Below are 7,239 nucleotides of genomic sequence, written 5' to 3' on the forward strand. Positions count from 1 at the left end.
TCACCTGGTGTAGTTGAGTCTAAGTTTTTTGTCATGAAACCGCCTCACCCTTCGAGGTAGATTGCATCTCTCTAGTATCATATTTACACCCGAATTTAGATGCGCTTACCCTGCCATCACCAAGTCACTTTTCCATCTTAGTTGGTTGATTACAGAGCCTTCAGTCATTTTATAATCAGCCAAGGAAAGTATGCGATCGCTCGAAAAAATGGGATTAAAACTTGAAAGCGTCATTCCTTGGGGACGTTCCCTGGCAGAATACATCAGGATGTTCAACTTAACGCCTGACGACCTCCAGTTAAAAATTCTAGATTGTGGCGGTGGCCCTGCCAGCTTCAATATTGAGATGACACGCCTAGGCTACAACGTCATCTCTTGCGATCCGGTGTATCAGTTTTCCAACCACGAAATTCGAGAACGTATCCAGAAAACCTATCAAAAAGTGATTGATGGACTCCAAGCCAACCTCGATAGCTACGTTTGGCACGAGATCCAGTCACCAGAAGATTTAGGGCAAATTCGGATGTCAGCCATGCAGCAATTTTTAGAAGATTTTCCACAAGGAATTCAACAAGGACGCTATTTAACCGCTGAGTTACCTGTTTTACCCTTCAAGACTCAGCAGTTCGATTTAGCCTTATGCAGTCACTTGTTGTTCACCTATTCGGATTTCTTCTCAGAAGACTTTCACCTCGCCTCCATTGTGGAATTGTGCCGTGTTGCTGCTGCGGTACGGGTTTTTCCTCTCTTAAATGTTTCTGGAGAGGCGTCGCCAGTCCTTCAGCCAGTAATGGAGAAATTAAAAGCGCAAGGCTACAGTGTAGAAATTCAGCCAGTACCCTACGAATTCCAAAAAGACGGCAATCAAATGTTGCAGATAAAGTCAGTCGTGTAAATATGTACTGCAATCTGTCGCTCCTTTGAACCTAGATGATTCAAGAAGGCGAAATCCCCGACTTCTTAAAGAAGTCGGGGATCTGAAGGGCTAGTATTTCACAATTTAAATAGGATTGCTGTATATGCCTGCTACACATCATGCAGGTTAGCGGTAATGGATAAAAGGTCATACGATAACGTGAAATGGTATAAGAAACACTTTTTTCTCTAATTACCTATTCCCAAAAACCGATGAGTCGCGCATTTAGAGAGAAATACTCAAAAGAAGATACTATTTTTTCAAAAAAAAAGTTTCAGGGTGTTCTTATTGAAAAGAACACCCTGAATTAGGTTAATTATTTATTTAGCAGCCTTTGATATATCAAATAAAGCTGCTACACCACTATGCAAGCGAGATAATACAAAAAACTAACTCTAGCCGGTTAACTTTAGCTCAAACCTAGCTCAGCGAGGCACCGCTGCGGTCGTAGCTAGAGCGGAAGCTTGGGTGTGGCTGTCCTTGAATGTGGTTCCAGTATTCAGATGATTCAACATCTAGACCCACTTCAGCAGCGGCGCGACCCAGCATAGACTGCTGACGGTTCTTGATGAGGTGATGATGACGCATCATGAGGGCGCGAGCTTGTTCTTGAGTAGACATACCAGGTTTCTCCGTACTGCTTCAGTGATGTTTGACTAACTTATTTTCTCTTACCTATTTAATATAACAGAAAATTCTGTATCTAAATTTACAAAATGCTTTTAAAAACAAAACTTTACAAAAAAATTAAGGTTAGGTGCGGCACTCATCCGATAGAGCGATTCTAAATGAGGAAAAAATCGGAATTGCTGATTCCAATTTTGCATAGGGGATAATAGCCAGACGCAGAAACTGTAAAATTTGACAAACATCCTGAAAGTTTAAACGGCTACATCCCCCAAAAGTGTGATTTAGTAGTTGCCTTGGGCAGGCTAAAAGCATCATGGATGATGTGGAGTTCGTGCGCCAATCAAAAACCAAAAGAGACAGCCGACCAGGAGATAAAAAAATGGCTACCCCCTGTCACATTCTTGTAGAAGGCAACCCGGTCATCATCTATGCTTCCCGGAATGGCAGCCCTAAAAAAGTTTTGCCTATCCTCAATCGCTTTTTAGAGAAGTTTTGGCAAGAGAGAGAAACCTGCGGAGAATACTGCGATACACCTGGGTGCTTAGTGGCTCAGATTCTGGTTCGCTTTGGCTACGAGATATGCGAAGATGATTTTTCTAACCTGCGAGTGGGAGTGAATTTTGACTCAGCGGTGGAATACATCTACTGGGTTTCTTTGGATTACAAAGTGAGTATCTGGGTTCCAGAGGTGTCCTACCGCAATAATCCCTCTTTGGGACTGCAAGGCTGTCGCCAGGATCTCGTTTTGAGTACTCTCTAAATACTGCGTGCGCGATCGCACATTTTGTTTGCATTTTATTATTTGCACTCCTCACCCCCATTCCTGACCTGGCTGCACGCCAGATAACAGCGAAAACGACTAATCTGTATACAGATGGATAAGACCCACAAACTCACAAATGTGGGCTTTCTTCAGCCGATTTTGATAAGCAGATAACTATCTAGCCGCCTAAAAGATACACATATTATGTTCGACGCACTTGCTGAACGCTTAGAATCTGCCTGGAAAAGCCTGCGGGGTCAGGACAAAATTTCCCAATCCAACATTCAAGATGCCCTGAAGGAGGTGCGTCGCGCTTTATTGGAGGCGGATGTCAATCTCCAGGTCGTCAAAGATTTTATTGCCGATGTTGAAACCAAGGCACAGGGAGCCGAGGTCGTTTCTGGGGTGCGCCCCGACCAGCAGTTCATCAAAATTGTCTACGATGAGCTAGTCCAGGTGATGGGGGAAACTAACGTCCCCCTGGCTTCAGTAGATAAGCCGCCCACGATTGTACTGATGGCTGGGTTGCAGGGAACGGGTAAAACCACAGCTACAGCAAAGCTAGCTTTGTACCTACGCAAGCAAAATCGCAGTACCTTGCTAGTCGCAACCGACATCTATCGCCCAGCCGCCATCGATCAGCTAGTGACGCTGGGACAGCAAATTGAGGTGCCAGTGTTTGAACTCGGCACCAATGCTAACCCGGTAGAGATTGCGCGGCAAGGGGTTGAGCGAGCTAAAGCAGACGGCATAGATACAGTCATTATTGATACTGCCGGACGCCTCCAGATTGACCAGGACATGATGGCGGAATTAGCCCGCATCAAACAAACCGTCCAGCCGCACGAGACGCTGCTGGTGGTCGATGCCATGACCGGGCAAGAAGCGGCAAATCTCACCCGAACTTTCCACGAACAAATCGGGATCACGGGTGCCATTTTGACGAAGCTGGATGGCGATAGTCGCGGCGGTGCAGCCCTATCAGTGCGACGGATTTCCGGTCAGCCGATTAAATTTGTCGGCGTCGGAGAAAAAGTCGAGGCGCTGCAACCGTTTTATCCAGAGCGCATGGCTTCCCGAATTCTGGGCATGGGGGACGTAATCTCCTTTGTGGAAAAAGCCCAGGAGGAAATAGACCTAGCAGATGCCGAGAAGATGCAGGAAAAAATGCTCTCGGCTAAGTTTGACTTCAGCGATTTCCTCAAGCAGATGCGGCTGCTGAAGAATATGGGTTCTCTGGGGGGCATCCTAAAGATGATTCCAGGGATGAATAAGATTTCCGACGAACAGCTGCGCCAAGGAGAAACCCAGCTAAAGCGGGCTGAGGCGATGATTAATTCCATGACGAAGGAAGAACGCCAAAACCCAGACTTATTAGCGAAGTCTCCCAGTCGTCGTCGCCGGATTGCTCGCGGTGCTGGCTATCAGGAGACGGATGTCAGCAAGCTGGTAACTGATTTCACAAAAATGAGAACCGTCATGCAACAGATGGGTCAGGGCGGTTTCCCCGGCATGCCCGGAATGGGCGGTATGCCCGGAATGGGTGGTGGCAATCGTCCTTCCCAAGCCGGTTGGCGGGGCTATGCCCAAGGCAGTCCCGGCAAGAAAAAGAAAAAGGAGAAAAAGAAGAAAGGCTTCGGCACTCTCTAGCTGGAACCGTTAATGCAATTAGCTTTTAGCTTGGAGGGGTAGAACTTGATGCCAAAAAATGGTACAATCAATGACTCTGCGTCTAAAGTCTAAAAGCTAATCGCTAAAGAGCTGATGGCTTAAAATCCAAACAGGAACATTCTTCATCAACATGATCAAACTGCGATTAAAGAGATACGGCAAAAAGCGGGAAGCTAGCTACCGGATTGTGGCAATGCAAAGCACTTCCCGCCGCGATGGGCGTCCTTTGGAAGAACTGGGCTTTTACAACCCTAGAACTGATGAAGTCAGACTAAACGAGCCAGCACTCACCAAGCGCCTCCAACAGGGAGCGCAGCCTACGCCAACGGTGCGCCGGATTCTTCAAAAAGCTAATGTCTTGGAACAAGTCAGTGCCCCAACTACCGCATGAGTCCGAGTTGGATTCCCCAGATTCAACCAGCCAGCCTGTAAGGTCATCCCACGGGAGTTCCCTACCGGATTATGCTGCTCTGGTGAAATTTTTGGTGCAGCCGTTTTTAGAATCACCAAAATTGCTGAGCGTGGACTGCGAAATGTCGCAGGGAAATACTAAAGCGTGGGTGCGGCTGGCTTTTGAAGGCGAAGATAAGGGAAGAGTTTTTGGTCGGGGAGGACGTAATATTCAGGCAATTCGGACGGTGATTGAAGCGGCTGCGAAAGCTGCCAATCAATCTGTCTACCTGGACATCTATGGGAGTTCGGCGCGATCGCTTGAAAGTACGTCAGGAAGTCCAGAAGTTGCGAAAAAAGATCCACCCCGCCGGTCTTCCCCAGTATCTGCTCCCAAATTCCGCTCCCGTTAAAACTTTAGACGGTTAGCATTGAGGAGGTGATGGATCGCCTCCGATTATGAATATCTCCTAGGTAAATCGCCTGTTATCTTTGGCAAAGGGGGCTATCAGCTTAGTATTGGTACTAACCAAAAGCTAGGGTTGATGGTTAACTTAAGCAAAAAACAGCGAGTGGCTGCAAGTCCGTTTGGTTGAACACAAGTTGATTAACTCGGCGTGAAGATGCAATCAACCAGAAAATCTAGCGATGCGGAATTTTCTGGGGTTAAATCTTGCCAACGGTACGAAAAGCCGAGTATTCGTCGAAAGCGGAAGCCTCCCGTCAGCGCCTACGCTCTCATTGAGGATCTGTAGCCAATTAAATTGGGACGCCTGAGCTGTTATGGAAAGTCATATATCGGGCGTCTTTTCGCATCAAAGGGACGGATTTTACTAATTAATTCCGTCCTCTCACCGACGAATGCTGTAAACTCGCCCATAATATTACGATGACCGAGGCATTTAAAACAATACATCTACCAAATGCTAATAGCGCGATCGCTTTAGCAGGCGATCGCGAAGAAAACCTCAAAACCCTGGCAAAAACGACTGGCGCGGTTCTTGTGTTGCGGGGTCAAGAACTGATGGTTTCTGGAACTCCTAAACAAGTAGACCGCACCAACGATCTGGTGAACGCCCTCAAACCTTTTTGGAAAGACGGGAAGCGGATCTCCAAAGTAGATATCCGCACGGCTTGCCAAGCCCTGGATACGGGACGCCAGGTAGAATGGCAAGCAATGCAAGAGGAAGTTCTAGCACGAAACCGTCGCGGCGAAGAAATTCGAGCTAAAACATTTCCTCAGTTGCAGTATATCCAAGCAGTACGCACCCACGACCTCACCTTCTGCATTGGCCCAGCAGGTACCGGCAAAACCTACCTAGCAGCCGTTCTGGCAGTTCAAGCGCTGCTGTCCGATCAGTACGAACGACTGATTCTAACCCGTCCCGCTGTGGAAGCTGGGGAAAAATTGGGCTTTTTGCCTGGGGACTTACAGCAGAAAATTGACCCGTTTCTGCGTCCCCTTTATGACGCGCTCTATGAATTTATCGATACAGATAAAATTCCCAGTTTGATGGAACGCGGGGTGATTGAAGTTGCTCCCCTGGCTTATATGCGGGGTCGAACCCTCAACAACTCCTTTGTAATTGTGGATGAAGCCCAGAACACCACCCCAGCACAGATGAAAATGGTGCTGACTCGCCTAGGGTTTCGTTCTCGCATGGTTGTCACGGGTGATATCACTCAGACCGATTTACCACTTAACCAACAATCTGGGTTAGCCGTTGCCCAAAAAATTCTCCAACGGGTTGAAGGCATTGCCTTCTGCAATCTCTCCAAAACTGATGTTGTCCGCAATCCGTTAGTTGAGCGAATTGTAGCGGCATACGAAAATGATGCGTTGTGAGGGATGAGTGAGGAGAACTCTTCGGATTTTCTAACCAGGAGAATGTCGGTTCTCAGACTATTTGAAAATTTGCTTGCAGTTCTCTACCCAAACAATCAGGGAAGAAGTTCTCGAATGCGTGCGTCGAGAGTAAAGATAAAACTAGAAAATTTTGCCTTTTTCAGCACCGGATAGAGGTAAAAAAAGTAAAAGAATGAACGATACCACAGTGCTATTTCGTCCGGTGGGTCAAAAAGAGCTAGATTTGATCCGACAAAGCGGTTATAGTGCCTTTCCAGCTCGGCTTCCCTTCCAACCGATATTTTATCCAGTGCTAACTGAGGCGTATGCCGTGCAGATTGCTAGAGATTGGAATACGAAAGATGAAGCTTCTGGGTATGTGGGTTATGTCACCCGCTTTTATGTCAAAACGGAATTTCTAGTGCAGTATGACGTGCAGACAGTGGGGAGTTCTCAACACCAAGAGTATTGGATACCAGCGGAGGATTTAGCAGAGTTCAACCAAAATATCGTCGGGAAGATAGAAGCGATCGCTAAATTTCAACCCAAACCAGAAACCGCATCATAAAATGTTTTTTGTCTTAGCAGATACGACCTCGCTTCCCTGCGGCTGAGTGACCAACAGGGTTGCTCCCCACCCATCTTTCATCCACAGGTTCCGAAGCTAGCTGATAACGGCTATCTGAAGAAAGCCGAATTTGCTGGGAGTGGTTATCTAAGCTGGCATGAATTGTAAACATACCGAAAATCAAAACATCTCCAGCTTTGAAATCGGCGGTTAGCCAACGTCCTCCGTATTTTTTTCGCAGAGAAACTGGGTTTTTTGATAACGCCCCATTCCACCACTTTTCACCAGATGCATACAATTGGGCAGTCTTTCGGTTGTAACAATAACTATCTACATCCTTGCCAGGGTAAGCGCATCTAAATTCGGGTGTAAATATGATACTAGAGAGATGCAATCTACCTCGAAGGGTGAGGCGGTTTCATGACAAAAAACTTAGACTCAACTACACCAGGTGA

At 46.9% G+C, this 7,239-nt stretch carries 9 protein-coding genes; 7 read left to right on the forward strand and 2 right to left on the reverse strand.

Annotation, left to right across the window (positions count from 1 at the left end; all coding sequences use genetic code 11):
* The first annotated feature begins 208 nt into the window (after positions 1 to 208).
* Positions 209 to 895 (forward strand): SAM-dependent methyltransferase, encoded by a 687-nt coding sequence (locus NC994_RS27350; protein ID WP_190437652.1) that lies wholly within the window; start codon positions 209 to 211, stop codon positions 893 to 895.
* A 441-nt stretch (positions 896 to 1,336) separates the two neighbouring features.
* On the opposite strand, the gene NC994_RS27355 is transcribed toward NC994_RS27350, so the two are convergent.
* The gene (locus NC994_RS27355; RefSeq protein ID WP_190413235.1) at positions 1,337 to 1,537 is read right to left on the reverse strand and encodes a hypothetical protein; all 201 of its coding nucleotides are present in this window, start codon (positions 1,535 to 1,537) and stop codon (positions 1,337 to 1,339) included.
* A gap of 388 nt (positions 1,538 to 1,925) precedes the next feature.
* Here NC994_RS27355 and NC994_RS27360 point away from each other — a divergent pair, with 388 nt between their 5' ends.
* From NC994_RS27360 to NC994_RS27385, 6 genes are all read left to right on the forward strand, one after another.
* On the forward strand, positions 1,926 to 2,306 hold the full coding sequence (locus NC994_RS27360; RefSeq protein WP_190430189.1) for a histidine kinase: 381 nt from the start codon (positions 1,926 to 1,928) through the stop codon (positions 2,304 to 2,306).
* A gap of 207 nt (positions 2,307 to 2,513) precedes the next feature.
* Positions 2,514 to 3,959: a signal recognition particle protein gene (gene ffh / locus NC994_RS27365; protein ID WP_190430190.1), complete on the forward strand. Its 1,446-nt coding sequence runs from the start codon at positions 2,514 to 2,516 to the stop codon at positions 3,957 to 3,959.
* 151 nt (positions 3,960 to 4,110) lie between these two features.
* Positions 4,111 to 4,371 carry a 30S ribosomal protein S16 gene (gene rpsP, locus NC994_RS27370; protein WP_190413229.1) on the forward strand — a complete coding sequence of 87 codons (261 nt, stop codon included), beginning with the start codon at positions 4,111 to 4,113 and terminating at the stop codon, positions 4,369 to 4,371.
* Entirely contained in the window at positions 4,334 to 4,783 is a 450-nt protein-coding gene (locus tag NC994_RS27375) for a KH domain-containing protein (RefSeq protein ID WP_190413227.1), read from the forward strand. Before rpsP ends, NC994_RS27375 begins: the two co-directional genes overlap by 38 nt.
* Before the next feature lie 476 nt (positions 4,784 to 5,259).
* Entirely contained in the window at positions 5,260 to 6,216 is a 957-nt protein-coding gene (locus NC994_RS27380; protein WP_190437647.1) for a PhoH family protein, read from the forward strand.
* Positions 6,217 to 6,409: 193 nt separating this feature from the next.
* A complete protein-coding gene (locus NC994_RS27385; protein WP_190437648.1) occupies positions 6,410 to 6,784 on the forward strand; it encodes a hypothetical protein in 375 nt (124 codons plus the stop codon).
* Positions 6,785 to 6,797: 13 nt separating this feature from the next.
* On the opposite strand, the gene NC994_RS27390 is transcribed toward NC994_RS27385, so the two are convergent.
* Positions 6,798 to 7,082 (reverse strand): phytanoyl-CoA dioxygenase family protein, encoded by a 285-nt coding sequence (locus NC994_RS27390; protein ID WP_242030552.1) that lies wholly within the window; start codon positions 7,080 to 7,082, stop codon positions 6,798 to 6,800.
* Between the last annotated feature and the right edge of the window lie 157 nt (positions 7,083 to 7,239).

Source organism: Trichocoleus sp. AS-A1, assembly GCF_039962015.1.
GTDB lineage: Bacteria > Cyanobacteriota > Cyanobacteriia > Cyanobacteriales > FACHB-T130 > FACHB-T130.